This is a genomic window from Pseudomonas sp. SWRI68, assembly GCF_014269165.1.
Classification (GTDB): Bacteria; Pseudomonadota; Gammaproteobacteria; order Pseudomonadales; family Pseudomonadaceae; genus Aquipseudomonas; species Aquipseudomonas capeferrum.
Genome location: NZ_JABWRU010000007.1, coordinates 164,389 through 190,651 on the forward strand (window position 1 = coordinate 164,389; position 26,263 = coordinate 190,651).

Sequence of the window (26,263 nt, forward strand, 5' to 3'; positions counted from 1 at the left end):
GGATTTCGTTTCCGCTTGCCGGTCGAGTTCATGGTTTTTCCAGCCCAATCGCGCTTGTTGTCCTACGTCGCTCTGCTTTGCCTGACCTTTGCCTTGACCCTGGGCGGCATCCTGGCACGCCCGATCGAGTCCCTGTCGCTGTTCTGGCCAGTCAATGCGGTAATGGTCGGCGTGCTGTTGCGTTACCCCCGTCAGGCCAATGCCCTTGGTTTCACACTGGTGTGGCTGGCCATGGTGGCGGCCGACCTGCTGTGCGGCAGCGATTGGATGCCGGCCTTGTGGTTCAACCTGTGCAACCTCGGCATGGTGTTCAGCGTGTGGCAGTTGCTGGCACGCGTGCCGCGCCTGCACCGCCGCATGCGCAGTCCGCATGGCGTGCTCAGCGTGTTTGCCGCTTGCGCGGCCGGTGCCATGGTCGCGGCGAGCCTGGCCTCGGTCATGGCCGCCCCCTGGTTCGAGCAATCCCTGCAGGCCACCTGGCTGGCCTGGTTCAGCGAACAGTTCTCGACCGGCGTACTGGTGCTGCCAGTGCTGCTGACCGCCCCCTCGGTACGCGCCCTGATGCGCAGCGGCGCCCAGCCGGTACGTTTGCCGCCCCTGCTGGTGCTGCTTGCTTCGCTGGCCTTCAGCATTGCCTTTGGTGGGCCAGGCGCCATTGCCTTCCCGATTGCCGCACTGTTGTGGTGTGCCTGGACTTACCCGCCGTTTCTGGTCTCGCTGCTGACGCTCACCGCTGGCAGCACGCTGATCGTCGCGGTCGCACAAAACCTCATGCACTTCAGCGTGCCGCAAAGCGAACCGGGGGTCACTACGCTGATGTCGGCGCGCCTGGGCATCGCCATGCTGGTGCTCGGCCCGCTGGTGGTGGCCTGTGTCAGCCAGGCCAACCGCAGCCTGCTGGCGCGCCTGGCGCATCAGGCCACCATCGATCACCTGACCGGTGTACTGACCCGCAGCGCGTTCACCCGCCGTGCCAACGCCCTGCTCGACAGCCGCCAGCAACACGGCCCGGCACTGCCGCTGACCTTGATGATGCTGGACATCGACCATTTCAAAGCGATCAATGACGCGCATGGCCACGCGGTCGGTGACAAAGTGCTGCGCCAGTTCGCCCGCACCCTGCAAGACCAGTTGCACGAAGGGCAGCTGTTCGCGCGCATGGGCGGCGAAGAGTTTGTCGTGGTCCTCCCGGGCCTTGCACCGGAGCGTGCCAAATTCACCGCCGAACGCCTGCGCCGGGCGGTGCAGGACCTGCATGTGGTGCAGGCCGACCATCGCCTGCAGATTACCGTGAGCATCGGCCTGGACGGCTGCGCCGCGGAGACCCCGGCACCGAGCCTGGACGAACTGCTGGCGCGCGCCGACCAGGCGCTGTACCGGGCCAAGGCCCATGGCCGCAACCGTGTCGAACAGGCCGAGGCACAGCGCCAGGTGGTCTGACTCACCCGACCAGCAAGTCCCAGGACAGCTTGGCGATCAGTACGCACAGCAAAATCAGGAACAGCCCGCGCACGAACCCTGCCCCCTTGCGCACCGCCAGCCAGGTGCCGGTCAAAGCGCCGAGAATGTTGCATGCCGCCATCGGCAAGGCGATGGCGTACAACACGTTGCCCGACGGCACGAAGAACACCAGCGCCGCCAGGTTGGTCGCGATGTTCACCACCTTGGCCGAAGCCGAGGCATGCAGGAAGTCCAGGGCGAAGAAGCGAATGAACAGGAAGATCAGGAAGCTGCCGGTGCCTGGCCCGAACAGCCCATCGTAGAAACCGATCGCGCCGCCGATCAGCACCGCCAGGCACTGCTCCTTGCGACCGATCTGCGTGGGCTTGTGCAAGGTGCCGAAGTCCTTCTTGCAGAAGGTGTAGATCGCCATCAGGACGATCATCACCAGCACTGCCGGGCGCATCACGCTGGGCGGCACCAGCGATACTGTGGCGGCGCCGACGAACGACATGACGAAGGCACTGAGCGCTGCGGGCACAATCAGCCCCCAGTCCAGCGTGACCTTGCGAATGAACGAGCGCGCTGCAAAGGCCGTACCACACACCGAGGCCAGCTTGTTGGTGCCCAGCAAGGCCGCCGGTTGCGCGGTGGGCAGCACGTTGAACAACGCCGGAATCTGAATCAGCCCACCACCGCCCACGGCGGCGTCGATCAAACCGGCGGCAAAGGCGAATACAGAAAGTACGGCGATATCCATCATGATGCAGCTCCAGGCAGTGAGTCAGGCTGCAAGGCTAATCAAAGTGCCGCACTTGTGTTGAAATGCCACATTGCGAAAACTGCAACGAGGGCTAGGCAATGGCATTGGACATGCTGCGGGAGATTCAGGCGTTCGTCAGTGTGGCGCACAAGCGCAGCTTCGTTGCCGCAGCGCGCGCCCTGGGCCGCTCACCCAGTGCAGTGACGCGTGCGGTGCAAACCCTGGAAGACAATGCCGGCAGCAAACTGCTCAACCGCAACGCCAATGCCGTGACCCTCACCGAAGCCGGCGAGCGCTTGTTGCCCCATGCCGAACGCTTGCTGGATGCGCAACGTGATGCAGCCGATGAGCTGGCCGCGCTCAGCGGCAGTACGCAAGGCTGGATCCGTTTTGCCGTGCCGCAATTGCTCGCTGAACATGTGCTGCCACGGGTACTTGCCGCGTTTTCCCAACGCCATCCACAAGTGACCCTGGACGTGCAGTACAGCGATGCCGCCCTGGACCCACTGCTGGACAAATTCGACTTCGTGGTGCGCGGTGCCTTTCCGCAATCCAGCGAGCTGATCGGCTATCCGCTGTGGAGCTACCGCCGCCATCTCTATGCAAGCCCAGGTTACCTGGCCATGGCGGGCAACCCGCAACACCCCGATCAGTTGGAAGACCACGCACTGATTCTGCATACCGCCCCGCGCATACTCAAAGCCTGGCACTTCTGCCGTGATGGCCAGATCACCAGCCTGCGCCCGACGCCACGGCTTCGCCTGGATTCGGGCGAAGCCGTATACCACAGCGCCTTGGCAGGGGGCGGTATCGCGCGCCTGGCAGCCTGGGTTGGCGAAGCCCAGGTTGAAGCCGGGCGCCTGGTGCGGGTGTGCCCGCAATACCACTTGACTTCAAGCACAGGCCAGGACCCGCAAATGCACGCGGTCTACCCCGCTGGCGAGTTGCCCGCACGGGTGCGTGAGCTGTTGCAGGCCCTGCGCCGCGCCGGCCTGTCGGCCTGACCCAAGCCCCCGAAAAGGACTGTTCAAATTCTGCTCAATTTAACAGAGCCCGCTTCCGGCTTGGCTTACAGCATTTTATCCACAGACCTACCCACGTTTTTTGTGGACAGATTTCCCAGCGCAAAGAACGACTTATCGCACATGCAGCAACGCCGAATTGGCCAGCTTGACCAGTTTGATCCATTCGGGGGTGCTGATCACTCCCGACTGTTCCAGCACGCCGGCACTGCGTAGCGCCTCATCGTAGCCCTCCTCGTCGAGGGCGCCTTCAGCGAGAAAACGGCAACGCCACTCCAGCATGGCTGAAGTGCCTTTCTTGCATTCCATGTATGTTCGACTCCAAGGCAAAAGACCGGCCCGTCCATGCGGGCCGTATGGCGGCGGCGGGAGACTACACGAGCCATTTACACTTGAGAATGACTTGCAGCTACCGCTGGTCCAGCGATGGCGATCGGGCGGGATTGGCGAAGGGCGCGCACGTGCGGGCCCATCTGGCGAATCAGACGGGCCGCAGAGGGGGAAGTGTGGTGAATGTCAGCTTGGCGGGATGGTGCCTAAAAGACCTATCAGAATGGTCAGGAGCAGAAAACCACCCAGGAACAGCGTCAGCTTGCCCATCGGAACCTCTACAGTGTGATGCGGGGATGGGCATATTGTCTTACTTGGCCTGATACGGTTACAGATTCAGGTTTGCAGAAAAAAAGCAGATCAGATGCACCGCAGGTGCGCTACATTTCGTCGAAACAAGTTGAATCAACTCAGTTGCTTGAGCTTCTCTGCTGGCAACCAGCCCAGCTCGCCATCGCCTTGGCGCCGGCACCATATCCAACCATTGAGCGGGCGAAGTATCTGCACCAACTGCCCCGGGTCGGCGTCCAGTTCATGGGCCGAGTAGTCATCAAGCGCCCTGCCCCGCCCCACGCTGATCGGCTCGATGAGCTGGGCCGGCACCCAGCCCGGTTCCTGGCCGGTGCACGAGCACAGGTACCAGTCCTGCCAACCCGGCTCCCCCTCATAACGCGGGCCGATATCCAGCAGCGTGCCCTTGACGAAACGAAGCGGGTGCGGGTATTCGCTGCGGTGGGGCTCGATCACGATGTAATGCATACGCCTCTCCTTGGCCAGGGAAATCAGAGATCGTAGCAGATGCTATCTGATATGCATTTGCTAAAGCCGTGGCCCATTAACCTCGCCAGCGGCCCGCTTCAGGGCCTGTAATTGCTACACAAGATTTCGAAGCTCACGGCGCGCCTGCTACAGATCACTGTAACTGATGACGCTATCGAACTCGCTTCAATACCCGTCAATCCGCGGTATTGAGCGCCATCTGAAACACACTTCTTGAAATGGACAGATTCAAGATTTGTAGGATTTTGTCCTGTGGTTCGTAGGACAACTCTAGGCAGCAGCGTGGTCCTGTATGAAACATCAGTTTCATCGGCAAAATCGAGCTGATACGGTCCAGTTTTCCTACAACGGCACGGACGCCTACCGCATGAGAAAAGCATGGACCCGTTCGACTCCTCAGCCCTGAAACTACAGAAAAACCTGCTGACACTGCGCCGGGCGCGTGACCGCCTCAGGCAGGAAGGCAATGACAAGGAAGCGGATCAGCTTGCGCAACAGATCGCGCGAATCGAGGCGGTGTTGAGCAATATGCAAGGTACGATCAGACCGCCAACATTGCAGTGAGCCCAAGCATTTTCGTGTACGGCGGGTGCGCGCCCTTCACGAACATTGCTGAAGGGCGCGTCGGTCACGCCTGCGCCTGCCCCGTAGGCTCTCGGTAACTGGCACAAAAGTAACCCTGCGAAAGGTTCAGCCAGGCAAAGATGACCAAGCCTCACGACGCGAATTGTGTACCCTGTACGCCTTATGCCATTCGCCGCTGGAAGCGCCCATGAATAAATTGATCCTACCTGCCGCCATCTTCTTTAGCGTGCTCATCGCCGGCAAGCTAGCCGAGCACTTCGGGCTTGAGGGCAGCTGGAAAATCGGCTTGCTCTGCCTCGTGGCAGCGGCCGTGCAGATCGCGGTTTCGCGTTTGCAGCGCATGCAGCAGCAAAAAGCCCAACGCTGACTCGCCTTCTGCCTCCGCCTTCGCAGGGGCAGCTTTCGCTGCACTTGATGATAGGTCGAGGCGCAAGCTTGTGCAGGGGGCGACTTGGCGCCGGGCGCAGGTTGCAGGTTGCAGATCGAGAAGCAAAGAAGGTTCCCAAGGGCAGTTTCTGCATGCCTCAGAAACGCAAAAAGCCCTGAATAATCAGGGCTTTGAATATGGCGGAAGCGTAGAGATTCGAACTCTAGGATAGTTGCCCATCGACGGTTTTCAAGACCGTTGCCTTAAACCACTCGGCCACGCTTCCAGCTCGTTTTGCGGCCGCCATAATACCGTAATGAAACACGCTGTCAAACTCTCTATGTCGCCGGTTGCAGGAGCTCTGATAGACTCCTAGCATCTGAACGTCTGAAACCACAGGTTTACCAAGGAGTGTCGCCATGCGCGAACAGGATTACGCCGTACACCACGGCCAGCAGGTCGAGCAGCAGGAGATCAGCAAGGTCCTGCGCAACACGTACAGCCTGCTGGCACTCACCCTCGCCTTCAGCGGTGTCATGGCCTTCGTCGCCCAGCAGATGCGCGTCGGCTACCCGAATATTTTCGTGGTGCTGATCGGCTTTTACGGGCTGTTCTTCCTCACCAACAAACTGCGTGATTCGGCCTGGGGCATCGTGTCCACCTTTGCCCTCACCGGCTTCATGGGCTTCATCCTCGGCCCTATCCTCAACCGCTACCTGGGTATGGCCGGTGGCGCTGAAGTGGTCAGCTCGGCCTTCGCCATGACCGCGCTGGTGTTCGGTGGTCTGTCGGCCTACGTGCTGATCACCCGCAAGGACATGAGTTTCCTCAGCGGCTTCATCACCGCAGGCTTCTTCGTGCTGCTGGGTGCAGTGGTTGCCAGCTTCTTCTTCCAGATCAGCGGCCTGCAACTGGCGATCAGCGCTGGCTTCGTGCTGTTCTCGTCGGTCTGCATCCTGTTCCAGACCAGCGCGATCATCCATGGCGGTGAGCGTAACTACATCATGGCGACCATCAGCCTATATGTATCGATCTACAACCTGTTCGTCAGCCTGCTGCAGCTGTTCGGCATCATGGGCCGCGACGACTGATTGCGATTGGTCGAATGCAGTAAAAGGAAAGCCCGCTTCGGCGGGCTTTTTCATGAGCAGAGATTGACCTAAAAGTCAGCTTATTGAGTGAATAGCCACCGATCATGCTGCCATCGTGCTTGCCACTACCCCTGACGCGCCTCAGCCCGTAGAATGCGCTCCTTTTTTCTCCCAGGGCAGCTTTGTGCAATGAGCTCACACGAACACAGCCCAGGCGCATCGGCGCCTGCCAATGAACTGGTGCTTGGCCTTGAGGACAAGCCGCGGCTGCTGATCGGCCTGCTGGCGGCGCTGCAGCATCTGCTGGCGATCATCGTACCAATCGTCACGCCGGGCCTGCTGATCTGCCAGGCGCTTGGCGTCTCGGCACGTGACACCAACCTGATCGTGTCGATGTCGCTGGTGATCTCCGGTATCGCCACCTTCGTCCAGTGCAAGCGCTTCGGGCCGTTCGGTGCGGGGCTGCTGATTGTCCAAGGCACCAGCTTCAACTTCGTCGGGCCGCTGATTGCCGGTGGCGCGTTGATGGTCAAGCAAGGCACGCCGGTTGAAGGCGTGATGGCAGCCATCTTCGGCGTGGTGATTGCGGGCTCCTTCGTGGAAATGGGCGTGTCGCGCATCCTGCCGTTCGTCAAACGCCTGATCACCCCGCTGGTGACCGGCATCGTCGTGCTGATGATCGGCCTGACCCTGATCAAGGTCGGCCTGATCAGCATGGGCGGCGGCTTTGGCGCGATGGCCAATGGCACTTTCGCCAATGGCGAGAACCTGCTGCTGTCGGGTGTGGTGCTGGCGATCATCGTCATCCTCAACCGCATCCCGGTGGTCTGGATGCGCAGCTGCGCCATCGTCATCGCCCTGGCGGTCGGTTATGCACTGGCCGGCTACCTGGGCCGCCTGGACTTCACCGGCATGCACGAGGCCGCGCTGTTCCAGGTGCCAACACCTTTGCACTTTGGCTTGAGCTTCTCGTGGGCGCTGTTCATTCCGATGCTGGTGATCTACCTGGTGACGTCGCTGGAAGCCATCGGTGACGTCACGGCTACCAGCAAGGTCTCGCGCCAGCCAGTCGAAGGCCCGGTGTGGATGCAACGGATCAAGGGCGGGGTGCTGGTCAACGGCGCCAACTCGCTGCTGGCTGGCCTGTTCAACACCTTCCCCAGCTCGATCTTTGCCCAAAACAACGGCGTCATTCAGCTGACCGGCATCGCCAGCCGTCACATCGGCATCTGGATCGCTGTCATGCTGGTGCTGCTGGGCTTGTTCCCATCGGTTGCCGGGGTGATCCAGGCGGTACCGGAGCCGGTACTCGGTGGTGCGGCCATGGTCATGTTCGGCGCGGTAGCGGCCTCGGGCATCAACATTCTGGCCAGCACTCAGCTGGACCGTCGCGCCCTGCTGATCATCGCGGTATCGCTGGCGCTGGGCCTGGGTGTGGCTCAGGTGCCAGAGTTTCTGGCCCACATGCCAGCGGCAATCCGCAATGTGCTGGAGTCCGGCGTCGCTACCGGCGGTATCTGCGCCTTGGTACTGAACTGGTTCCTGCCAGAGAGTAAAGAGCGCGCCTGATCATTCGGCGCCTCAGCTGAAAAGCCCACCCCTTTGCGCAAGGCCACAAGGCCGTTGCATAAGCGGGGATGGGCTTTTTTGCTTTATCATGGCGGCATTCCCTTGCATGAGTTGTCCATGAAATTCGCTATCGCGGTATTTTCCCCGGCCCATGCGCCCTCCTCGCGCCGCGCGCTGCGCTTTGCCGAGGCGGTGCTGGCCGGCGGGCATGAGATTGCCCGGCTGTTCTTCTACCAGGACGGGGTACACAGTGCCTCGGCCAATGTGGTCACCCCTCAGGATGAGCTGGATGTCGCCGCCCAATGGCGCACCTTCATCGACAGCCACCAACTGGACGCTGTGGTGTGCATTGCCGCCGCCCTGCGCCGTGGCGTGCTCGACGAAGCCGAGGCCAGCCGCTATCAACGCCCGGCCGCGAACCTGCCCAAGCCCTGGGAGCTGTCGGGGCTCGGCCAACTGCACGAGGCGGCGCAGAGTGCCGATCGCCTGATCTGCTTCGGAGGCGATTGAAATGGCCAAGTCCTTGTTGATCATCAGCCGCCAGGCCCCCTGGAACGGCCCATCGGCCCGCGAAGCGCTGGACATCGCATTGGCCGGGGGCGCGTTCGACCTGCCGCTGGGCATGCTGTTCCTCGATGACGGTGTGTTCCAGCTTGCCCCAGGCCAGCAGCCCACCGCCCTGCAACAGAAAAACCTTGGCGCCAACCTGCAGGCCTTGCCGATGTTCGGCGTAGAAGCACTGTTCGCCTGCAGCCACAGCTTGCGCCAGCGCGGCCTGGCAGCCGACACCCTGGAACTGCCCGTACAAGTGCTGGACGACGCGGCCCTGGCTGCATTGATCGCCCGTTTCGACCAGGTGGTAACGCTCTGATGACGACCCTGCATGTAATTGCCCATTCGCCCTTTGGCGACAACCGGCTGGCCAGCTGCCTGCGCCTGCTAGGTGCCGACGATGCACTGCTGCTGTGTGGCGATGCGGTCTATGCACTGCACACCGGCAGCGAACCACAGCGCCTGTTGCAGGGCGCAAACCTCAGCCAGCGCCTGTTCGCCCTCGACGAAGACCTACAAGCCCGCGCAGTTGCCAACCACCTGGCCACGCCCGTGGACTACGCCGCATTCGTCCAGCTGTCACTGCATTACGACAAGGTCAACAGCTGGTTATGAGTACCCTCAATGTTGGTGATCAGGCGATTGCCTTGGACAAAGACGGTTTTCTGGTCGACCTGCAAGACTGGTCCCCTGCCGTTGCCAATGCCCTCGCCGCACGCGAAGGTATCCCGTTGACCGAGGACCACTGGGCAATCCTCGAACTGCTGCGCCAGTTCTACCAGGAATTCCAGCTCTCCCCGGCCACACGCCCACTGATCAAGTACACCGCCCTCAAGCTGGGGCCCGAAAAGGGCAACAGCGCGCACCTGAACCGCCTGTTCAACGGCACTCCCGCCAAACTTGCCGCCAAGCTGGCGGGCCTGCCCAAGCCGACCAACTGCATATGATCGAACCACGCCCGCTCACCCTGCAAACCCCCGCCGAACACCCGTTCGCCGAATTCGTGCGCATACTTGGCAAAGGCAAGCGCGGCGCGCGCGGCCTGACCCGCGAGGAAGCCCATACAGCAATGACGTTGCTGCTGGAGGACAAGGTCGAAGACGCTCAACTGGGTGCCTTCCTGATGCTGCTACGCCACAAGGAAGAAAGCGCCGAGGAACTGGCCGGCTTCACCGAGGCCCTGCGCGCGCACCTGCAGGCCCCGCATATTGCCGTGGACCTGGACTGGCCCACCTATGCCGGCAAGAAACGTCACCTGCCCTGGTACCTGCTGGCCGCCAAGTGCCTGGCCAACAACGGCGTGCGTATCCTGATGCATGGTGGCGGTGCCCATACCGCCGGGCGCATGTACACCGAACAACTGCTTGCACTGCTGCACATCCCACTGTGCCGTGACTGGTCCACAGTCGGTACCGCGCTCGACCAGCAGCGCCTGGCGTTCTTCCCGCTACAAGACTGGGCGCCGCAGCTGCAACGCATGATTGATCTGCGCAACACCCTGGGCCTGCGCTCGCCGATTCATTCGCTGGCACGGGTACTCAACCCGCTGGGCGCACGCTGCGGCCTGCAGAGCATCTTCCACCCGGGCTACCAGGCGGTGCACCGCGAAGCCAGCCGCCTGCTCGGCGACCACGCCGTGGTGATCAAGGGCGACGGCGGCGAAATCGAAGTCAACCCCGACGTCATCAGCCACCTCTACGGCACCAGCGCTGGCGAGGCCTGGGATGAAGAGTGGCCAGCCCTGAGCGAACGGCGTCACGTCAAACCGCCTAGCCTGCAACCGCAGCAGCTGCTTGCCGTGTGGCAAGGTGATGCCGAGGACAGTTACGGCGAAATGGCGGTGGTCGCCACCATGGCTTTGGCCCTGCGCGGCCTTGGCCAGCATCGTGAAGACGCCTTCGCCACCGCGCGCCGTTACTGGAGCGAACGCAACACATCGATTTAATCGATCAAAGACCCCGAGTCTTTGCGCTATTTGTTCGAACGATTTTCCCTAGACTGGGCTCCAACGACAAACAACTTTGTTCCGAGGAGCTCAGCATGGGCCTTTTGATCGACGGCCGCTGGCACGACCAGTGGTATGAAACAGGCAAAGACGGCGCCTTCAAACGCGAAAACGCCCAGCGCCGCAACTCCCTGCCCGCGCCTGAAGCCGGCCGCTATCACCTGTACGTCTCGCTGGCTTGCCCATGGGCCCACCGCACCCTGATCGTGCGTGCGCTCAAGGGCCTGGAGCCGCTTATCGATGTGTCGGTGGTGAGCTGGCTGATGCAAGAAAACGGCTGGACCTTCGACCAGCAGCAGGGCTCCAGCGGCGATCACCTCGACGGCCTCGAGTTCCTGCACCAACGCTATACCCAGGATGATCCGCATTACACTGGGCGTGTCACCGTGCCGGTGCTCTGGGACAAGAAAGAGAAGCGCATCGTCAACAACGAATCGTCCGAGATCATCCGCATCTTCAACAGTGCCTTCGACGAGTTGACCGGCAATCGCCTGGACCTGTACCCAGAGCCGTTGCGCCCAACGATCGACGCACTGAACGAGCGGATCTACCCGGCGGTGAACAATGGCGTATACCGCGCAGGTTTCGCCACGACGCAGGACGCGTACGAAGCGGCATTCGACGAGGTGTTCAATGAGCTGGCTCATCTGGAAGCGCTGCTGAGCCGCCAGCGGTACCTGGCCGGTGAGTACCTGACCGAGGCCGATGTGCGCCTGTTCACCACGCTGGTGCGCTTCGACGCGGTGTATCACGGGCACTTCAAGTGCAACCTGCGGCGCCTGGCCGATTACCCGAACCTGTCAAACTGGCTGCGCGAGCTATACCAGTGGCCAGGGGTGGCGCAGACGGTGGATATGGAGCACATCCAGAAGCACTATTACATGAGCCACAAGACCATCAACCCGAATGGGATCGTGCCCAAGGGGCCGCTGCAGGACTTTGGCCTGGCGCATGATCGGGAGCGTTTGGCGGGGCGTGGGATATGGCTTAATAGCTGATAACGCCGGGGCCGCAAAGCGGCCCCGTTCGATTTCAGCTTTGTTGCGACCCCTCAAACCAAGCCAGCTTCTCACGCAACTGCACCACTTCCCCGACAATCACCAGGGTCGGCGCATGCACTTCATGCTGGGCGACCAGGCTCGGCAAATCCGCCAGGGTACCGGTGAACACCCGCTGATTACGCGTCGTCCCCTGCTGCACCAGCGCCGCAGGTGTGCTGGCCGCACGCCCATGACGAATCAGCTCGGCGCAAATGGTCGGCAAGCCCACCAGCCCCATGTAGAACACCAGGGTCTGGTTCGGCGCCACCAGGTCATTCCAAGGCAGGTTACTGGTCCCGTCCTTCAGGTGCCCGGTCACGAAGCGCACCGACTGCGCATAATCGCGATGGGTCAGCGGGATGCCGCCGTAGGCAGAGCAACCACTGGCCGCAGTAATACCCGGTACCACCTGGAACGGGATGCCCTGCTCGGCCAGTTCTTCGATCTCCTCGCCACCCCGCCCAAAGATGAACGGATCGCCACCCTTGAGCCGCAGCACACGCTTGCCCTGCTTGGCCAGGTCGACCAGCAGACGGTTGATCTGGTCCTGCGGCACGGCATGCTCGGCGCGACGCTTGCCCACGTAGATACGCTCGGCATCACGCCGGCACATCTCGATGATGGCCGGGGCCACCAGGCGGTCGTACAGCACCACATCGGCCTGCTGCATCAGGCGCAAGGCACGGAAGGTCAGCAAGTCCGGATCGCCCGGCCCCGCGCCCACCAGATACACCTCACCGCCCTGCTGCACCGGCGCACCATCGACCATCGCCTGCAACAAGCGCTCGGCCTCGGCGCCCTGCCCGGCCAGCTGGCGCTCGGCAACCGGGCCCTGGAATACGTTTTCCCAGAAACCGCGACGCTGGTTGACGTCCGGGTACAGGCGTTTGACCTGGTGCCGGAAACGCGCGGCCAACCCGGCCAGTTCGCCGTACGCCGAAGGGATCCACGCCTCCAGCTTGGCGCGAATCAAGCGCGCCAAGACCGGCGCATCACCGCCACTGGAGACAGCCACCACCAACGGCGAGCGGTCGACGATGGCCGGGAAGATCACCGTGCACAGGGCCGGCGCATCCACCACATTGACCGGCAGGTTGAGCGACTGGGCATCGGCCGACACCTGAGCGTTGAGCCCAGGGTCGTCGGTGGCCGCGATCACCAGCCGGCAACCGACCAGGTCGGACGCCTGATAACCGCGCACCAGCACCTCACCGCCACCTTCCCGGGCCAATGCAGCCAATTGGCCATCAACCTCGGGCGCCACCACGCGCAGCGCGGCGCCGGCATCAGCCAGCAGGCGCGCCTTGCGCAAGGCAATTTCACCGCCACCGACAACCAGTACCCGGCCGCCCTGCAGCTTGTGGAACAGTGGCAGGTAATCCATTTAGCGGATGACCTCGACGCCACCCATATACGGCTTGAGCACCTCAGGCACACGGATCGAACCGTCGGCCTGCTGATAGTTCTCAAGGACCGCCACCAGGGTGCGGCCTACCGCCAGGCCAGAGCCATTGAGGGTGTGCACCAGCTCTGGCTTGCCGGTTTCCGGGTTGCGCCAGCGGGCTTGCATGCGACGGGCCTGGAAGTCACCGCAGTTGGAGCAGGAGCTGATCTCGCGGTACTTGTCCTGGCTTGGCACCCACACTTCCAGGTCGTAGGTCTTCACCGCACCAAAGCCCATGTCGCCGGTGCACAGCGCCAGTACGCGGTACGGCAGCTCCAGCAGTTGCAGCACACGCTCGGCGTTGCCTGTCAGGCCTTCCAGGGCTTCCATCGACTTGGACGGCTCGACCACTTGCACCATCTCGACCTTGTCGAACTGGTGCTGGCGGATCATGCCGCGAGTATCACGGCCCGAAGCGCCGGCTTCACTGCGGAAGCACGGGGTGTGGGCGACCAGCTTGAGCGGCAGTTGCTTGGCATCGAGGATTTCACCCGCGACCAGGTTGGTCAGCGAAACCTCGGCCGTCGGGATCAGGTAGAAGTCGGCTTCGCCTTCACGGGTGATCTTGAACAGGTCTTCCTCGAACTTGGGCAACTGGCCGGTACCCTGCAGGGCCGGTGCCTGTACCAGGTACGGGGTGTAGTGTTCTTCGTAGCCGTGCTCGCCGGTGTGCAGGTTGATCATGAACTGCGCCAGGGCGCGGTGCAGGCGGGCGATCGGGCCACGCAGCACGGCAAAGCGTGCGCCAGACAGCTTGGCAGCGGCTTCGAAGTCCAGGCCACCGCTGACCTCGCCCAGGGCGACGTGGTCCTTGATTTCGAAGTCGAACGCTGTCGGCGTGCCCCAACGGCGCACTTCGACGTTGTCGTCTTCGCTGGCGCCGACCGGCACGCTGGCGTCCGGCAGGTTGGGGATGGTCAGCAGGATGGCGTCCAGTTCAGCCTGGATGCCGTCCAGTTCGACCTTGCCGGCTGCCAGCTCATTGGCCATGCGCTCGACATCGGCCATCAGCGGCGCGATGTCCTCGCCTTTTGCCTTGGCCTGGCCGATGGACTTGGAGCGGGCGTTACGCTCGGCCTGCAACTGCTCGGTGCGGGTCTGCACCGCCTTGCGGCGCTCTTCCAGTGATTCGATGCGCGCGACATCCAGGCTGAAGCCACGGGAGGCCAGGCGATCCGCCACTTCCTGAAGTTGGCCGCGTAACAGTTTGGAATCGAGCATATCGTTCTCTCGTTATATGTAAGTGTTGGTTCAGAATCGGGTCAGGGACAGGCCGGCCCAGGTCGCGAGCAGCCCGCCCACCACGCTGATACCGGTATAGCCCAAAGCCAGGGGCATCTGCCCGCTTTCCATGAGGCGTACGGTATCGAGCGAAAAAGAGGAAAACGTCGTCAAGCCGCCAAGAAAGCCGACCATCAGGCCGGCGCGCAGCTCGGCCGGCACCATCGGCTTGTGCAAGAACAGGCCGTAGAGCAGGCCGATCAGCAGGCAGCCGATCAGGTTGACCGCCAGCGTACCGAGATAGAAGTGCCGTGGCCAGTGGGCAACCACCCAGTTCGCGGTGGCAAAGCGCAGCAACGTGCCGGCGACACCGCCCGCACTGACGGCGGCGATCAGTGCAATCACGGTTTTCTCCGTTGTCGGGGGCTGCTGCGATCCAGCTCGGCCAGGTGCCGAAGCTTCTCGCCGATCTTCAGCTCCAGGCCACGGGGGACGGGCTGATAGTACTGGCGGGGTTCAAGCTGGTCGGGGAAGTAATCTTCACCCGCCGCGTAGGCATCGGGCTCGTCATGGGCGTAGCGGTACTCATCGCCATAGCCCAGTTGCTTCATCAATTTGGTCGGGGCGTTGCGCAGGTGCAGCGGCACCTCCAGCGAGCCGTGCTCGGCGGCCTCGCGCAGGGCGGTCTTGAAGCCCATGTACACCGCGTTGCTCTTCGGCGCGCAGGCGATATAGGTGATGGCCTGGGCGACTGCCAGCTCACCCTCGGGACTGCCCAGGCGCTCTTGCACGTCCCAGGCCGAAAGGCACAGGCTCAAGGCGCGAGGGTCGGCGTTGCCGATGTCTTCGCTGGCCATGCGCACCACGCGACGGGCGATGTACAGCGGGTCGCAGCCACCATCGAGCATGCGCGCGAACCAGTACAAGGCCGCATCGGGGTTGGAGCCGCGCACCGACTTGTGCAGCGCCGAGATCTGGTCATAGAACGCCTCGCCCCCTTTATCGAAACGGCGGCGGCTGTCGCCGAGCAGGCTTTGCAGCAGCTCGACAGCAATTTCGCTGCCATCTTCAGCCAGGTCCGAGGCATTTTCGAGAAAATTGAGCATGCGCCGGCCATCGCCGTCGGCGGCAGCCATGAGCATCTTGAAGGCCTCGTCGCCAACCCGCAGGTTGTGCTGGCCCAGGCCGCGCTCCTCGCTGAGGGCCCGGTCGACCAACTTGCGCAGGGCCGGCTCGTCCAGGCTCTTGAGCACGTACACCCGCGCCCGCGAGAGCAAGGCATTGTTCAGCTCAAAGGAGGGGTTTTCGGTGGTGGCGCCGATGAAGATCAGCGTGCCGTCTTCCACATAGGGCAGAAAAGCGTCCTGCTGGGACTTGTTGAAGCGGTGCACTTCGTCGACGAACAGGATAGTCCGACGGCCATACTGGGCCGACTGCTGCTTGGCCACCTCGACCGCCTGGCGAATTTCCTTGACCCCCGCCAGCACCGCCGAGACGGTTTCGAAGTGGGCATCACAGAACTGCGCCAGCAACCGCGCCAGGGTGGTCTTGCCGACCCCGGGCGGGCCCCAGAAGATCATTGAGTGCAAAGCCCCCTGCTCCAGCGCCTCGCGCAGCGGCTTGCCGCGCGCCAGCAGGTGCTCCTGGCCGACGTACTCGTCCAGGTTGGACGGGCGCAGGCGAGCAGCCAGGGGCTGGGCGACGGGTTCGCTTCGAAACAGGTCCATCACGGGCTCCGCTTACTCCTGGATGATGTCCGCGCCTTTCGGGACATCGAACTTGAACTTGCTGTCCGGCACCGCCTGGTTGGCCTTCACCCCGGTGAACAGGATGTTGGTGCGCTGGCCGACGCTGTCGATCAGTTGCATGTCATTGATCAGGCCCTTGCGGAACGAAACACGCAGCGAGTCGAACAGGGTGTCCTTGGTTTTCGGCTTCAAGGTGAAGTCCATCACTTCGCCCTGCTCCTTGGAGTCGATATCGAAGCTCTGGCTGATCTTCGACACGTCACCGGACAGCAACAGCGCCGGGGTCTGGTTCAGGCGCACATCGAGCTTCTTGATGGTGGCCTGTTCCAGGTCCGGGTCCCACAGGGTGACCATCTTGCCATCGGACACCACTACCTGCTCCTGCGGGGCATCGGTATGCCAGTAGAACAGGCCCGGGCGCTTGACGGTCATCTGCCCGGCAGTTTCCTGCAGGCTGGTGCCGTCGGCACCCAACGTCAGTTGAGAGAACTTGGCATCGATGGTTTGCGACTTTTCCAGCAACTGGGTCAGGCGCTTTACGTCCAGCTCGCCGGCGTGGGCCGACACAGAGCCCATGGCCAGGGCAGAAACCAACAGCATGCGAATCGCGCGCATGGAAATCCTCGTAGGGCAGTCTATGAACCAGGCGCCCTCGAGGCGCCCGGCAATGTGTTCATCAATCGCGCGGGCCGCCTGGGGCAATCACTTCCCGCGAGCCGTTGCTGTTCATGGGGGTGACCACGCCGGCCATCTCCATCGCCTCGATCATGCGTGCGGCGCGGTTGTAACCGATCTTCAGCTTGCGCTGCACCGCCGAAATGGAGGCTCGACGGCTTTCTAGCACGAATTGCACCGCCTCATCATACAGCGCATCGCTTTCCGAATCGTCGCCGTCACCGCCACCACCACCGCCTTCGAAGCCGCTGCCGGCCTCTTCGACGCCGTTGAGGATGTCGTCGTTGTAGTCCGGCGCGCCACGTAGCTTCCAGGCCTCCACCGTGCGGTGCACTTCGTCGTCGGAAACGAACGCGCCATGCACACGAATCGGCAGGCTGGTGCCCGGCGGCATGTACAGCATGTCACCGTGGCCAAGCAACTGCTCGGCACCGCCTTGGTCGATGATGGTGCGCGAGTCGATCTTGCTCGACACCTGGAACGCCATGCGGGTCGGGATGTTGGCCTTGATCAGGCCAGTGATCACGTCAACCGACGGACGCTGGGTGGCAAGGATCAGGTGAATACCGGCGGCCCGCGCCTTCTGGGCGATACGGGCGATCAGCTCTTCGACCTTCTTGCCGACGATCATCATCATGTCGGCAAACTCGTCCACCACTACCACGATGGTCGGCAGGGTCTTCAGTGCTGGCGGCTCGTCGTCCATGCTCTCGCGGCGGTACAGCGGGTCGTGAATGACCTCGCCGGCTTCCTGGGCATCCTTGATCTTGCGGTTGAAGCCGGCCAGGTTACGCACCCCCATGGCGGCCATCAGTTTGTAGCGCCGCTCCATCTCGGCCACGCTCCAGCGCAGCGCGTTGGCGGCATCCTTCATGTCGGTGACCACCGGGCACAGCAGGTGCGGGATGCCTTCGTAGATCGACAGTTCGAGCATCTTCGGGTCGATCATGATCAGCCGCGCGTCTTCGGGCCCGGACTTGAACAGGATCGACAGGATCATCGCGTTCACACCCACCGACTTACCGGAACCGGTGGTACCGGCGACCAGCAGGTGCGGCATCTTGGCCAGGTCGGTGATGACCGGCTTGCCGCCGATGTCATGGCCCAGGGCCAGTGCGACCGGGGATTTGGATTCATCGAACAGCGGCGACGACAGCACTTCGGAGAAGCGCACCATCTGCCGGTTTTCGTTGGGGATCTCGATACCCACAGTGGTTTTGCCCGGGATCACCTCGACCACCCGTACGCTGGTCACTGCCAGTGAGCGCGCCAGGTCCTTGGCCAGGTTGGCGATACGGCTGACCTTTACCCCGGCCGCTGGCTGGATCTCGTAACGGGTAATGACCGGGCCTGGGTGGATGGAGTCCACCGAGACTTCCACGCCGAATTCCTTGAGCTTGATTTCCAGCAACTGGCCGACGCCGGCCAGGGACTCCGGCGAGTACTCGATCTTCTTCTGCTCGGCCGGGTCGAGGATGGAAATGGACGGCAACGTGCCTTCCACGGCGCTGTCGACGAACAGCGGCGCTTGCTTCTCCTTCATCACACGCTTGCTCGGTTCCGGCGCCTTGGCCGGCGCGGGCGGGACGATTACCGGGGCCGCAGGTTGCTCGCGGGGCACCACGGCCTCACGCGCCACCACGGGTTCACGCGGCGCAGCAGGCGGCGTGGCTACAGGCCGGGCGGGCACATCGTCACGCTCGACGCTGCGCTCGCGCAGCGGTGGCTTGGCCGGGTCGCGCTTCTGGGCGGCCATTGCCACCGCGCCGAAGTCAGGTTCATCGACCTCGCGCAACTGGGCCTCCAGGCGCTTGCGCTCGTTGCGGGCTTCCCACCAGCGGTTGGCGGCGCCTTGCACCAGTTCGAACAGGTCGAGGGTGATCTTGCCGGTAAGGTCCATCACCTTGAACCAGGACAGGTCGGTGAACACCGTCAGGCCAAACAGGAACAGGGCAATGAACATCAGCGTGCTGCCCTGCACGTTCAGCAGGTTGCGCGCCAGCTCGCCCAGGCTTTCGCCCAGGGCGCCCCCGGCAGAGAACGGTATGCTCGCCGGCGGGTGGAAATGGATATGCGCCAGGGCCGCGCCCGACAGCACCAGGAACACCAGCCCGATGAGCCGCCAGGAGAACAGCCAGCCGCTCCATTCCCAGGCCTGGTGGCGTTCGCGGAAGATCTGCAAGGTCTTGATCGCCAGCAGCAGCGGGAAGATGTAGGCGAAATAGCCCAGCACCATGAACAGGATGTCGGCGAAGTAGGCCCCTGCTCGCCCGGCGGCGTTCTGCACCTGGTCGACGTTGCTGGTGTGGCTGAAGCCAGGGTCGGACGTGTCGTAGGTCAGCAGCGCCATCCACAGGTACAGGCACATGGCGCCGACGGCGATCAACGCACCTTCCTTCAGGCGATAGTGCAGCTGCTGCCGCCACAGGGGCACTGGCAAGGGAGCTGGAGTTGCGGTGGATTTCTTCAAAACGCGTCTATTCCTGCGCGTGCTGCGCGTCCAATAGTGATCGGCCAATGCATGGCCAATGAACCACTACTTTTAACATTACTGCCCGTCAGCCGCCATGACGGCGCGCCGCACATGGGCTTGAGGGGGCTACTTTCACTTAGCTGCAATTTGAGCATGCATTTTCTTTTGTGACAAAGGCTTATGCTGTGTTTTTGCACAGGTATGACAGCAAATGTCCCGGATGGTGCCTGTGGCCTCATGAATGTGTAGGAAATTACCTAAACGGTTGCTCGTACCTTGGCGAATGAGCGACAGCGATTGACCCTGCTTTTCAGCCGCGCCATGCTGGCCGCTCCCCTCCCCCACCGCACAATAGACCATGCTCACCTGGCTGACCCGCGACTCGCTGACCTTCCCGCCCCTGGAAAAGGCCCTGCATGAACCCAACGGCCTGCTCGCCGCCGGCGGCGACCTGAGCCCCGAACGCCTGGTGCAGGCCTACCGCCATGGCTGCTTCCCTTGGTACCAGGAGGGCCAGCCGATCCTCTGGTGGTCACCCAACCCCCGCACGGTGCTGTTGCCAGATGAGCTGCACGTCTCGCGCTCGCTGGCCAAATTCATCCGCCAGGGCCACTACCAGGTCACCTTCGACACCGACTTCGCCGCCGTGATCGCCGCCTGCGCCGCACCCCGCGACTATGCCGACGGCACCTGGATCACCGACACCATGCGCGCCGCCTACTGCGAGCTGCACCGTCGCGGCCACGCCCATTCAGTGGAAGTGCGCCAGGACGGCGAGCTGGTCGGCGGCCTGTATGGCCTGGCCATGGGCCGCCTGTTCTTCGGCGAGTCGATGTTCAGCCGCGCCGACAATGCCTCCAAGGTCGGCTTCGTCACGCTGGTCACGCACCTGCGCCAGGCCGGTTTTGTCCTGATCGACTGCCAGATGCCGACCAACCACCTGCACAGCCTTGGCGCCCGCGCCATCAGCCGCGCCGAGTTTGCCGGGTACCTCGCGCGTTACCTTGACCAGCCCAACAGCGCCACCTGGGTTCCCTAGGCGAGTTCCCAGAGCTGGCTTACACTTAAAGGCAAAGTCTCACCGAAGGGGTTGATCATGACAGAGTTGGCGCGGTTGAAGTTCTATGCCACTCAGCCCCACTCCTGCAGCTACCTGCCCGAGGAGCAGGCCACCACGCTGTTTCTCGACCCCAGCCAGCCGATGGACGTGAACGTCTATGCCGACCTGTCTGAAATGGGTTTTCGGCGCAGCGGCGACCACCTTTACCGCCCCCACTGCCAAAACTGCAATGCCTGCGTGCCGGCGCGCATTCCGACGGCGCGCTTCATCCCCAACCGCCAGCAGCGCCGCATCCTCAAGCGCAACGCCGACCTGACCGTGACCGCGGCACGCCCGGCATTCAAGGAAGAGTACTTCGACCTGTACCGGCGCTACATCGAGACCCGTCACGCCGACGGCGACATGTACCCGCCCAGCCGCGACCAGTTCTCCACCTTCCTGGTGCGCGACCTGCCGTTCTGCTGGTTCTACGAGTTCCGCCTGGCGGGGCGCCTGCTGGCGGTGGCGGTGTGCGACCTGCTGCCTAACGGCCTGTCGGCGGTGTACACCTTCTACGAGCCCGATGAAGAGCGCCGCAGCCTGGGCCGTTTCGCCATCCTCTGGCAGATCACCGAAGCCCTGCGCCAGAATCTTGAGGCGGTTTACCTCGGCTACTGGATCAAGAACTGCAAGAAGATGAACTACAAGACGCAGTATCGACCCATCGAGCTGCTGATCAACCAGCGCTGGGTCACCCTCAACTGAAAGCATTGGCTTGAAACACTATTTTCCGGCATAATCCACGCCACTTTTTTGCCCGGTGCGGTTATGCGTCGGGCCAACACTGGACACCGAGGGCTCAACTGCATGTCGAAAGAAGACAGCTTCGAAATGGAAGGTACTGTCGTCGACACCCTGCCCAACACCATGTTCCGCGTGGAGTTGGAAAACGGGCACGTCGTAACCGCGCACATCTCCGGAAAGATGCGCAAGAACTACATTCGTATTCTCACTGGCGACAAGGTCCGCGTCGAACTGACACCTTACGACCTGAGCAAAGGCCGCATCACTTACCGTGCGCGCTAAGCCCAAGCCATGAAAAAGCCCGGCCATGTGCCGGGCTTTTTTTTGGGGTTGAAGAACTGGGAGGGCTTTGCCCTCCTTTCGCGACGCAAGGCCGCTCCTACAGGATCGCGGTAACCTGCAGGTACGGTGAGAAAGGGCCGCATAGCGGCCCCACTGTCACGCCACCTCAGCCGTGGTCTCGAAGTCGAACACCAGCTCGCCATCGCGCAGGTCGACGTGCACCACGCCACCATGCTCGGCCAGCTCGCCAAACAGGATCTCCTCGGCCAGTGGCCGTTTGATCTTGTCCTGGATCAGCCGCGCCATTGGCCGCGCGCCCATCTGCACATCGTAGCCCGAGGCCGCCAGCCAGCCGCGGGCGTCATCACTGACTTCCAGCAGCACACGCTTGTCTTCCAGCTGGGCCTGCAGCTCGATGAGGAACTTGTCGACGATGCTCTTGATCGTCTCGTGGCTCAGGCGGCCAAACTGGATGATGGTGTCCAGACGGTTGCGGAACTCCGGCGTGAAGCTCTTGCGGATGACTTCCATGGCATCGGACGCATGGTCCTGATGGGTAAACCCGATCGAAGCCCGCGCCGCGGTTTCAGCCCCGGCGTTGGTGGTCATGATCAGGATCACGTTACGGAAGTCCGCCTTGCGCCCGTTGTTGTCGGTCAGCGTGCCGTGGTCCATCACCTGCAGCAGCAGGTTGAAGACTTCCGGGTGGGCCTTCTCGATTTCGTCCAGCAGCAGGACGCAATGCGGCTGCTTGGTGATTGCCTCGGTCAACAGGCCACCCTGGTCGAACCCGACATAACCGGGCGGGGCACCGATCAGGCGCGAAACGGTATGCCGCTCCATGTACTCGGACATGTCGAAGCGCACCAGCTCTACGCCCAGCGCCTTGGCCAGCTGCCGCGCCGCTTCGGTCTTGCCGACACCGGTAGGCCCGGCGAACAGGAACGAGCCGACCGGCTTGTCAGGCGCCTTGAGCCCGGCACGGGACAGCTTGATCGCGGTCGACAGCGAGTCGATGGCAGGGTCCTGCCCGAACACGGTCAGCTTCAGGTCACGCTCCAGGTTACGCAACAGTTCCTTGTCGGAGCTGCTGACATGCTTCGGCGGAATCCGTGCAATCTTGGCGACGATGTCTTCAACTTGCGGCACGTCGATGCGTTTGACCCGGTTCGCCTCTGGCTGCAGGCGCTGGTAGGCACCCGCCTCGTCGATCACGTCGATGGCCTTGTCCGGCATGTGCCGGTCATTGATGTAGCGCGAGGCCAGCTCGGCGGCGGCGCGCAGGGCTTCGTCGCTGTACTCGATGTTGTGATGGCTCTCGAACCGGCCCTTGAGCCCGCGCAGGATGCCCACGGTGTCCTCCACCGAAGGCTCGCTGACATCGACCTTCTGGAAGCGTCGCGCCAGGGCACGGTCCTTCTCGAAGATGCCGCGAAACTCTTGGAAGGTAGTCGAGCCAATGCAGCGAATGTCGCCAGACGACAGCAGCGGCTTGAGCAGGTTGGATGCATCCATGACCCCACCAGACGCCGCACCGGCACCGATGATGGTGTGGATCTCATCGATGAACAGGATCGCCTGCGGGCGCTTGCGCAGCTCGCCGAGCAGCGCCTTGAAACGCTTCTCGAAGTCGCCACGGTACTTGGTGCCGGCCAGCAGCGCACCCAGGTCGAGGGAGTACACCACGCTCTGGGCCAGCAGGTCAGGCACCTGACCGTCGACGATACGCTTGGCCAGGCCTTCGGCAATGGCAGTTTTGCCCACCCCGGCCTCACCCACCAGCAGCGGGTTGTTCTTGCGCCGACGCGCCAGAATCTGCGCGACGCGCTCGACCTCCTGCTCGCGCCCGACCAGCGGGTCGATGCGCCCGGCGCGGGCCAGCTCGTTCAGGTTGCTGGCGTAAGCATCCAGCGGGTTGCTCGACGATGACGCTTCGCCACCGTCCTCGTCCTGCATTTCCTGGTCGCCTTCAGTGTTCGGGCCATGGCCCGGCACCTTGGAAATGCCATGGGCGATGTAGTTGACCACGTCGATCCGGGCCACGCTCTGCTGCTTGAGCAGGAACACGGCCTGGCTTTCCTGTTCGCTGAAGATCGCCACCAGCACGTTGGCGCCGGTCACTTCGCGCTTGCCGGAGCTTTGCACATGGAACACGGCACGCTGCAGCACACGCTGGAAGCCCAGGGTTGGCTGGGTCTCGCGGTCTTCATCGTTGACCGGAATCAGGGGCGTGGTGGAATCGATGAACTCTTGCAGGTCGTGCTTGAGTTTGTCGAGATTGGCGCCACAGGCGCGCAGAACGGTCGCGGCAGCCTCGTTGTCAAGGAGTGCCAGCAGCAGATGTTCGACGGTCATGAATTCATGACGTTTCGAACGAGCCTCCTTGAAGGCCAGATTGAGGGTGACTTCGAGCTCGCGGTTTAACATAGCTTCACCTCATACCCAAGTGGTCGGCGATTAACCGTCCTTCTCGATTTCACAGAGTAGCGGATGCTGGCTTTCCCTGGCGTATTGGTTGACCTGCATGGCCTTTGTTTCGGCGATGTCACGGGTAAACAATCCGCACACTGCCCGCCCCTCGGTATGGACGGTCAGCATGATCTTGGTCGCCAGCTCGCGGTTCAGACTGAAGAACGTCTCGAGCACTTCGACGACGAAATCCATCGGTGTGTAGTCATCGTTGAACAAAACCACCTTGTACATCGGTGGCGCCTGCAGGATCGGCTTGGCTTCCTGGACAGCAAGACCTGAGCCGTCGTCCTCATTCGATTGCGGGCGATCCTGATTGAATGTTAGTCGAATCTCACTGGGTGCATGCATGGAAAGAATTTCATCATGATCGACAGGTTAAAGTTGTCGGTTGAGCGCAAAGTTCGCCTACGGCGCACGCGCCGCCTGACCTTGACTATCGGCAAAACGGTGTTACAACCAATAAGAACCCACCGTGGTCGATAAAGATCCGCGCAGTCAACCAGATTTTTCGCATGGTTCGTATGCGGATGAAGTGGATGATACTCCAGTGATGGAGTCCTTTGCAGAGGGACATAGGGATGGCAAGCGGTAAAGTCAAGTGGTTCAACAATGCCAAGGGCTACGGATTCATCAACGAGGATGGTAAATCCGATGACCTGTTCGCTCATTACTCGGCCATCCAGATGGACGGATACAAAACGCTCAAGGCTGGCCAGGCCGTGGAATTCGAAATCATCCAGGGCCCCAAAGGCCTGCACGCGGTCAAGATAATGGACGCCGTTACCGCTGCGGCTGCCAAGGCCCAAAGCCAGACCGCGAGCGAAACCGCCAGAGCCTGAACCCTGCTCCGTGTCGGTATACGAAAAAACCGGTCGCCTCTTTAGCCAGGCGACCGGTTTTCTCTTGCCTCACATATGCTTGATCATCTCATCGCCAAAGCCTGAACTGCCCACCAACTTCGCCCCTTCCATCAGGCGCTCGAAGTCGTAGGTCACGGTCTTGGCGGCAATCGCGCCGTTGGTGCCCTTGATGATCAGGTCAGCCGCCTCGGTCCAGCCCATGTGGCGCAGCATCATCTCTGCCGACAGAATCACCGAGCCCGGGTTGACCTTGTCCTGCCCGGCATACTTGGGCGCGGTGCCGTGGGTAGCTTCGAACATGGCCACGGTGTCGGACAGGTTGGCGCCCGGCGCGATGCCGATACCGCCCACTTCCGCCGCCAAGGCGTCAGACAGGTAGTCACCGTTGAGGTTGAGGGTGGCGATCACGTCGTACTCGGCCGGGCGCAGCAGGATCTGCTGGAGCATGGCGTCGGCGATGGCATCCTTGACGATGACCTCGCGACCGGTCTTGGGGTTGTTGAACTTCATCCAGGGGCCGCCGTCGAGCAGCTCGGCGCCAAACTCGTCGCGGGCCACCTCGTAACCCCAGTCCTTGAAGGCACCTTCGGTGAACTTCATGATGTTGCCCTTGTGCACCAGCGTGAGCGATTCGCGGTCGTTGTCCACCACGTATTGCAACGCCTTGCGCACCAGGCGCTTGGTGCCCTCCCTGGAGACGGGCTTGACGCCAATGCCGCAGTCCTGGTCGAAGCGGATCTTGGTGACGCCCATTTCCTCCTTGAGGAACTTGATCACCTTGTTCGCCTCGGGCGAGCCGGCCTTCCATTCGATGCCCGCATAAATGTCTTCGGAGTTCTCACGGAAGATCACCATATCGACATCGCCAGGCTTCTTCACCGGGCTCGGCACGCCCTGGAACCACACCACCGGGCGCAGGCACACGTACAGGTCAAGCTGCTGGCGCAAGGCAACGTTGAGTGAGCGGATGCCACCGCCGACCGGTGTGGTCAGCGGCCCCTTGATCGACACCACGTACTCACGCACCGCATCGAGGGTTTCCTGCGGCAGCCAGGTGTCCTGGTCATAGACCTGTGTGGCCTTCTCGCCCGCGTACACCTCCATCCAGGCAATCTTGCGCTTGCCGCCGTAGGCTTTCTGTACGGCAGCATCCACCACCTTGATCATCACCGGCGAGACATCGACGCCGATCCCGTCGCCTTCGATATAGGGAATGATGGGGTTGTCGGGCACATTGAGCGAATGGTCTGCATTGACGGTGATCTTGGTGCCGTCGGTCGGAACCTTGATTTTCTGGTATCCCATGCTTGCACTACTCCGCTTTCGGGTGTGATTGGACATCGTGCGATCCACTGAGCCTAAACCACATCTGCTGACCTGCAAGCACTGCGACAACGCGCCACATTGCCCCTACGTCTTTGGTCTTATAAATGGCGCCGATGTCACTTCGCCTTGCTGAATAGCCCGATTGGTTTGATATACTGCGCCGCGACCGTAGGGTCATCGGGGCGAACCCTTGGAAAATGCGGCTCGCCCTTGGCCAAGAACGGCCACGAAGCCTGGGCTGTTACCGCAGTTCAGCACTTGACGCTCGACTGATGCATCCACCATCACCGCTCGCAGCCTCTCGACTTTCCGCTCATGGCGTCGCCAGGGCGAAGCGCCTACCCTGCGCACCTCGAGACTCGAGTACGCTCAGCA

The 26,263-nt window shown here is 62.3% G+C and carries 28 protein-coding genes and 1 tRNA gene; 16 read left to right on the forward strand and 13 right to left on the reverse strand.

The window, feature by feature from the left end; all coding sequences use genetic code 11:
• Positions 1–15 precede the first annotated feature (15 nt).
• Positions 16–1,440 (forward strand): GGDEF domain-containing protein, encoded by a 1,425-nt coding sequence (locus HU770_RS13300; protein ID WP_186663849.1) that lies wholly within the window; start codon positions 16–18, stop codon positions 1,438–1,440.
• Between the two features lies 1 nt (position 1,441).
• Here HU770_RS13300 and HU770_RS13305 read toward each other — a convergent pair whose 3' ends face one another.
• Complete coding sequence (locus tag HU770_RS13305; RefSeq protein ID WP_186660123.1) at positions 1,442–2,203, reverse strand: TSUP family transporter; 762 nt, start codon at positions 2,201–2,203, stop codon at positions 1,442–1,444.
• 98 nt (positions 2,204–2,301) lie between these two features.
• On the opposite strand from HU770_RS13305, the gene HU770_RS13310 reads away from it, so the two are divergent.
• Positions 2,302–3,207: a LysR family transcriptional regulator gene (locus HU770_RS13310; protein WP_186660125.1), complete on the forward strand. Its 906-nt coding sequence runs from the start codon at positions 2,302–2,304 to the stop codon at positions 3,205–3,207.
• A gap of 132 nt (positions 3,208–3,339) precedes the next feature.
• Here HU770_RS13310 and HU770_RS13315 read toward each other — a convergent pair whose 3' ends face one another.
• Both HU770_RS13315 and HU770_RS13320 read right to left on the reverse strand, forming a co-directional pair.
• On the reverse strand, positions 3,340–3,534 hold the full coding sequence (locus HU770_RS13315; RefSeq protein WP_186660127.1) for a hypothetical protein: 195 nt from the start codon (positions 3,532–3,534) through the stop codon (positions 3,340–3,342).
• A 426-nt stretch (positions 3,535–3,960) separates the two neighbouring features.
• On the reverse strand, positions 3,961–4,314 hold the full coding sequence (locus HU770_RS13320; protein WP_186663850.1) for an SH3 domain-containing protein: 354 nt from the start codon (positions 4,312–4,314) through the stop codon (positions 3,961–3,963).
• A 399-nt stretch (positions 4,315–4,713) separates the two neighbouring features.
• On the opposite strand from HU770_RS13320, the gene HU770_RS13325 reads away from it, so the two are divergent.
• Both HU770_RS13325 and HU770_RS13330 read left to right on the forward strand, forming a co-directional pair.
• Positions 4,714–4,899 carry a hypothetical protein gene (locus tag HU770_RS13325; RefSeq protein ID WP_033696800.1) on the forward strand — a complete coding sequence of 62 codons (186 nt, stop codon included), beginning with the start codon at positions 4,714–4,716 and terminating at the stop codon, positions 4,897–4,899.
• Between the two features lie 208 nt (positions 4,900–5,107).
• Complete coding sequence (locus HU770_RS13330) at positions 5,108–5,287, forward strand: hypothetical protein (RefSeq protein ID WP_033696799.1); 180 nt, start codon at positions 5,108–5,110, stop codon at positions 5,285–5,287.
• A 198-nt stretch (positions 5,288–5,485) separates the two neighbouring features.
• Here the strand turns inward: HU770_RS13330 and HU770_RS13335 are convergent.
• Positions 5,486–5,573 (reverse strand) — tRNA-Ser (locus HU770_RS13335).
• 133 nt (positions 5,574–5,706) lie between these two features.
• Between HU770_RS13335 and HU770_RS13340 the strand changes: the two genes are divergently transcribed.
• From HU770_RS13340 to HU770_RS13375, 8 genes are all read left to right on the forward strand, one after another.
• Complete coding sequence (locus tag HU770_RS13340) at positions 5,707–6,378, forward strand: Bax inhibitor-1/YccA family protein (RefSeq protein WP_033696755.1); 672 nt, start codon at positions 5,707–5,709, stop codon at positions 6,376–6,378.
• A gap of 189 nt (positions 6,379–6,567) precedes the next feature.
• Positions 6,568–7,947 carry a uracil-xanthine permease family protein gene (locus HU770_RS13345; protein ID WP_033696754.1) on the forward strand — a complete coding sequence of 460 codons (1,380 nt, stop codon included), beginning with the start codon at positions 6,568–6,570 and terminating at the stop codon, positions 7,945–7,947.
• A gap of 117 nt (positions 7,948–8,064) precedes the next feature.
• Positions 8,065–8,457 (forward strand): sulfurtransferase complex subunit TusD, encoded by a 393-nt coding sequence (gene tusD / locus HU770_RS13350; protein WP_033696753.1) that lies wholly within the window; start codon positions 8,065–8,067, stop codon positions 8,455–8,457.
• A gap of 1 nt (position 8,458) precedes the next feature.
• On the forward strand, positions 8,459–8,818 hold the full coding sequence (tusC, locus tag HU770_RS13355) for a sulfurtransferase complex subunit TusC (RefSeq protein ID WP_033696752.1): 360 nt from the start codon (positions 8,459–8,461) through the stop codon (positions 8,816–8,818).
• Entirely contained in the window at positions 8,818–9,114 is a 297-nt protein-coding gene (gene tusB / locus HU770_RS13360) for a sulfurtransferase complex subunit TusB (protein ID WP_186660131.1), read from the forward strand. Before tusC ends, tusB begins: the two co-directional genes overlap by 1 nt.
• A complete protein-coding gene (locus tag HU770_RS13365; protein ID WP_186660134.1) occupies positions 9,111–9,446 on the forward strand; it encodes a TusE/DsrC/DsvC family sulfur relay protein in 336 nt (111 codons plus the stop codon). Before tusB ends, HU770_RS13365 begins: the two co-directional genes overlap by 4 nt.
• Positions 9,443–10,444, forward strand: a complete 1,002-nt coding sequence (locus HU770_RS13370) for a glycosyl transferase family protein (protein WP_186660136.1) — start codon at positions 9,443–9,445, stop codon at positions 10,442–10,444. Before HU770_RS13365 ends, HU770_RS13370 begins: the two co-directional genes overlap by 4 nt.
• A gap of 95 nt (positions 10,445–10,539) precedes the next feature.
• A complete protein-coding gene (locus tag HU770_RS13375; protein WP_186660138.1) occupies positions 10,540–11,502 on the forward strand; it encodes a glutathione S-transferase family protein in 963 nt (320 codons plus the stop codon).
• Positions 11,503–11,536: 34 nt separating this feature from the next.
• Here the strand turns inward: HU770_RS13375 and cysG are convergent, their stop codons facing one another.
• The 6 genes from cysG to HU770_RS13405 all read right to left on the reverse strand — a co-directional run bounded on the left by cysG (position 11,537) and on the right by HU770_RS13405 (position 19,102).
• Positions 11,537–12,928, reverse strand: coding sequence for a siroheme synthase CysG (gene cysG, locus HU770_RS13380; RefSeq protein ID WP_186660140.1), 1,392 nt, complete (start codon positions 12,926–12,928; stop codon positions 11,537–11,539).
• The gene (gene serS / locus HU770_RS13385; RefSeq protein WP_033696744.1) at positions 12,929–14,209 is read right to left on the reverse strand and encodes a serine--tRNA ligase; all 1,281 of its coding nucleotides are present in this window, start codon (positions 14,207–14,209) and stop codon (positions 12,929–12,931) included.
• Positions 14,210–14,239: 30 nt separating this feature from the next.
• Positions 14,240–14,614, reverse strand: a complete 375-nt coding sequence (gene crcB / locus HU770_RS13390) for a fluoride efflux transporter CrcB (protein WP_033696741.1) — start codon at positions 14,612–14,614, stop codon at positions 14,240–14,242.
• Positions 14,611–15,936 carry a replication-associated recombination protein A gene (locus HU770_RS13395; RefSeq protein ID WP_186663851.1) on the reverse strand — a complete coding sequence of 442 codons (1,326 nt, stop codon included), beginning with the start codon at positions 15,934–15,936 and terminating at the stop codon, positions 14,611–14,613. The genes crcB and HU770_RS13395 overlap by 4 nt, the downstream gene beginning before the upstream one ends.
• 12 nt (positions 15,937–15,948) lie before the next feature.
• The gene (gene lolA / locus HU770_RS13400; RefSeq protein ID WP_033696739.1) at positions 15,949–16,572 is read right to left on the reverse strand and encodes an outer membrane lipoprotein chaperone LolA; all 624 of its coding nucleotides are present in this window, start codon (positions 16,570–16,572) and stop codon (positions 15,949–15,951) included.
• A gap of 61 nt (positions 16,573–16,633) precedes the next feature.
• Positions 16,634–19,102 carry a DNA translocase FtsK gene (locus HU770_RS13405; RefSeq protein ID WP_186663852.1) on the reverse strand — a complete coding sequence of 823 codons (2,469 nt, stop codon included), beginning with the start codon at positions 19,100–19,102 and terminating at the stop codon, positions 16,634–16,636.
• A 361-nt stretch (positions 19,103–19,463) separates the two neighbouring features.
• On the opposite strand from HU770_RS13405, the gene aat reads away from it, so the two are divergent.
• The 3 genes from aat to infA all read left to right on the forward strand — a co-directional run bounded on the left by aat (position 19,464) and on the right by infA (position 21,230).
• Positions 19,464–20,144, forward strand: coding sequence for a leucyl/phenylalanyl-tRNA--protein transferase (gene aat, locus HU770_RS13410; RefSeq protein WP_047581837.1), 681 nt, complete (start codon positions 19,464–19,466; stop codon positions 20,142–20,144).
• 57 nt (positions 20,145–20,201) lie between these two features.
• Positions 20,202–20,909, forward strand: coding sequence for an arginyltransferase (locus HU770_RS13415; protein ID WP_033696734.1), 708 nt, complete (start codon positions 20,202–20,204; stop codon positions 20,907–20,909).
• A 102-nt stretch (positions 20,910–21,011) separates the two neighbouring features.
• Positions 21,012–21,230 carry a translation initiation factor IF-1 gene (infA, locus tag HU770_RS13420; RefSeq protein ID WP_002553999.1) on the forward strand — a complete coding sequence of 73 codons (219 nt, stop codon included), beginning with the start codon at positions 21,012–21,014 and terminating at the stop codon, positions 21,228–21,230.
• Positions 21,231–21,386: 156 nt separating this feature from the next.
• Here infA and clpA read toward each other — a convergent pair whose 3' ends face one another.
• Both clpA and clpS read right to left on the reverse strand, forming a co-directional pair.
• Positions 21,387–23,657 (reverse strand): ATP-dependent Clp protease ATP-binding subunit ClpA, encoded by a 2,271-nt coding sequence (gene clpA / locus HU770_RS13425; RefSeq protein ID WP_186660157.1) that lies wholly within the window; start codon positions 23,655–23,657, stop codon positions 21,387–21,389.
• 30 nt (positions 23,658–23,687) lie between these two features.
• On the reverse strand, positions 23,688–24,050 hold the full coding sequence (gene clpS, locus HU770_RS13430; RefSeq protein ID WP_003251220.1) for an ATP-dependent Clp protease adapter ClpS: 363 nt from the start codon (positions 24,048–24,050) through the stop codon (positions 23,688–23,690).
• A 230-nt stretch (positions 24,051–24,280) separates the two neighbouring features.
• On the opposite strand from clpS, the gene cspD reads away from it, so the two are divergent.
• Positions 24,281–24,541: a cold shock domain-containing protein CspD gene (gene cspD, locus HU770_RS13435; RefSeq protein WP_033696731.1), complete on the forward strand. Its 261-nt coding sequence runs from the start codon at positions 24,281–24,283 to the stop codon at positions 24,539–24,541.
• Positions 24,542–24,610: 69 nt separating this feature from the next.
• Here cspD and icd read toward each other — a convergent pair whose 3' ends face one another.
• The gene (gene icd / locus HU770_RS13440; RefSeq protein WP_033696730.1) at positions 24,611–25,867 is read right to left on the reverse strand and encodes an NADP-dependent isocitrate dehydrogenase; all 1,257 of its coding nucleotides are present in this window, start codon (positions 25,865–25,867) and stop codon (positions 24,611–24,613) included.
• Positions 25,868–26,263 lie beyond the last annotated feature (396 nt).

Bases quoted from the DNA above. Each gene is read 5' to 3' on its own strand.
- HU770_RS13305 (WP_186660123.1), bottom strand. From the start codon at position 2,203: ATGATGGATATCGCCGTACTTTCTGTATTCGCCTTTGCCGCCGGTTTG.
- HU770_RS13310 (WP_186660125.1), top strand. From the start codon at position 2,302: ATGGCATTGGACATGCTGCGGGAGATTCAGGCGTTCGTCAGTGTGGCG.
- HU770_RS13315 (WP_186660127.1), bottom strand. From the start codon at position 3,534: ATGGAATGCAAGAAAGGCACTTCAGCCATGCTGGAGTGGCGTTGCCGT.
- HU770_RS13320 (WP_186663850.1), bottom strand. From the start codon at position 4,314: ATGCATTACATCGTGATCGAGCCCCACCGCAGCGAATACCCGCACCCG.
- HU770_RS13325 (WP_033696800.1), top strand. From the start codon at position 4,714: ATGGACCCGTTCGACTCCTCAGCCCTGAAACTACAGAAAAACCTGCTG.
- HU770_RS13330 (WP_033696799.1), top strand. From the start codon at position 5,108: ATGAATAAATTGATCCTACCTGCCGCCATCTTCTTTAGCGTGCTCATC.
- HU770_RS13340 (WP_033696755.1), top strand. From the start codon at position 5,707: ATGCGCGAACAGGATTACGCCGTACACCACGGCCAGCAGGTCGAGCAG.
- HU770_RS13345 (WP_033696754.1), top strand. From the start codon at position 6,568: ATGAGCTCACACGAACACAGCCCAGGCGCATCGGCGCCTGCCAATGAA.
- tusD (WP_033696753.1), top strand. From the start codon at position 8,065: ATGAAATTCGCTATCGCGGTATTTTCCCCGGCCCATGCGCCCTCCTCG.
- tusC (WP_033696752.1), top strand. From the start codon at position 8,459: ATGGCCAAGTCCTTGTTGATCATCAGCCGCCAGGCCCCCTGGAACGGC.
- tusB (WP_186660131.1), top strand. From the start codon at position 8,818: ATGACGACCCTGCATGTAATTGCCCATTCGCCCTTTGGCGACAACCGG.
- HU770_RS13365 (WP_186660134.1), top strand. From the start codon at position 9,111: ATGAGTACCCTCAATGTTGGTGATCAGGCGATTGCCTTGGACAAAGAC.
- HU770_RS13370 (WP_186660136.1), top strand. From the start codon at position 9,443: ATGATCGAACCACGCCCGCTCACCCTGCAAACCCCCGCCGAACACCCG.
- HU770_RS13375 (WP_186660138.1), top strand. From the start codon at position 10,540: ATGGGCCTTTTGATCGACGGCCGCTGGCACGACCAGTGGTATGAAACA.
- cysG (WP_186660140.1), bottom strand. From the start codon at position 12,928: ATGGATTACCTGCCACTGTTCCACAAGCTGCAGGGCGGCCGGGTACTG.
- serS (WP_033696744.1), bottom strand. From the start codon at position 14,209: ATGCTCGATTCCAAACTGTTACGCGGCCAACTTCAGGAAGTGGCGGAT.
- HU770_RS13395 (WP_186663851.1), bottom strand. From the start codon at position 15,936: ATGGACCTGTTTCGAAGCGAACCCGTCGCCCAGCCCCTGGCTGCTCGC.
- lolA (WP_033696739.1), bottom strand. From the start codon at position 16,572: ATGCGCGCGATTCGCATGCTGTTGGTTTCTGCCCTGGCCATGGGCTCT.
- aat (WP_047581837.1), top strand. From the start codon at position 19,464: ATGCTCACCTGGCTGACCCGCGACTCGCTGACCTTCCCGCCCCTGGAA.
- HU770_RS13415 (WP_033696734.1), top strand. From the start codon at position 20,202: ATGACAGAGTTGGCGCGGTTGAAGTTCTATGCCACTCAGCCCCACTCC.
- infA (WP_002553999.1), top strand. From the start codon at position 21,012: ATGTCGAAAGAAGACAGCTTCGAAATGGAAGGTACTGTCGTCGACACC.
- clpA (WP_186660157.1), bottom strand. From the start codon at position 23,657: ATGTTAAACCGCGAGCTCGAAGTCACCCTCAATCTGGCCTTCAAGGAG.
- clpS (WP_003251220.1), bottom strand. From the start codon at position 24,050: ATGCATGCACCCAGTGAGATTCGACTAACATTCAATCAGGATCGCCCG.
- cspD (WP_033696731.1), top strand. From the start codon at position 24,281: ATGGCAAGCGGTAAAGTCAAGTGGTTCAACAATGCCAAGGGCTACGGA.
- icd (WP_033696730.1), bottom strand. From the start codon at position 25,867: ATGGGATACCAGAAAATCAAGGTTCCGACCGACGGCACCAAGATCACC.